Annotated in this window: 1 protein-coding gene; it reads right to left on the reverse strand. The window is 49.3% G+C overall.

The annotated features are described in order from the left end of the window. On the reverse strand, nt 1-1,010 hold a 1,010-nt coding region (locus tag ABMY45_RS23790; protein ID WP_349289601.1), incomplete at both ends, for a hypothetical protein.

The raw sequence follows: 1,010 nt of genomic DNA on the forward strand, positions 1-1,010 counted from the left end.
GCCCTTCTCCTTCTTTTCCCCTTCCTTTTTCCTCTTCTCTTTTCCTCCCTTCCCTTCCTTTCTCCTCTTCTTTTTTCCTTTCCTCCTTCTCCTCCCTTTCTTTCTCTTCCCCCCTTCCTCTTTTTCTCTCCTCCCCTTTTTCTTTTTTCTCCCCCTCTCTCTTTTCCCCTCTCCTTTCCTTTTCTTTCTTTCTTTTCTTTTTTCCTCCCTTTCCTTCCCCCCTTCTTCTTCTTTCCCCTTCTTTCTCCCTTTCCGCTCCTCTTTCCCTCTTCTTTTTCTTTCTTTTTTCTTTTTCTTCCTTTCCCCTCTCTTTCTCCTCTCCCCCTCTTCCTTCCCCTTTTCCTTCCCCCTTCCCTTCCCCCCCCTTTCTTCTTTCTCTCCCCTCCTCCCTCCCTTCCCCTCTTTCTTCCCCTCCCTTTCCCCTCCCTCCTCCCTCCCTTCCTCTTTCCTTTCCCTCCCCTCCTCTCTCTCCTTCTTCCTCCCCTCCCCCCCCCTCCTTCCCTTTCTCCCCCCTCTTCCTCCCCTCTCTCTCCTCTTCCTTCCTTTCCCTCCTTTTCTTCCCTTTCCCTTCTTTTCCTTCCCTTCCCTTTTCTCCCCTTCCCTCCTTTTTCTTTTTCTCCCTCTCTTCCTTCCTCCTTTTTTTCCCTCTCTCTTCCCTCTCCCCCTTCTCCTCCCCTTTTCCTTTCCCTCTTTCTTCTTCCCCTCTCCTTTTCTCCTCCTTTTTTCCCTCCCTTTTTTTTCTTCCCTTCCTCCCTTCCCCTTCCCTCTTCCTCTCTTTTTCCCCTTTCTCTCTTTTTTTTCCTTCTCCCCCTTCCCCCTCTTCTTCCCTCCTCCTTTCTCCTCCTCCTTCCCTTCTCCCTCTTTCCTTTTGTCTTTCTCTACCCTTTTCTTTTTTTTTTTTCTCCCTTTTTCTCCCTTTCTCCCTCTTCCCCCCTTCTTCTTCTTCTCTCTCTTATTCTTTGTCTGAAGTCGGGCATATGCCAGTTGAGATACGTAAGGTGACGGAAAGT

It is taken from the genome of Pseudoalteromonas sp. XMcav11-Q (assembly GCF_040104525.1).
Lineage (GTDB): Bacteria > Pseudomonadota > Gammaproteobacteria > Enterobacterales > Alteromonadaceae > Pseudoalteromonas.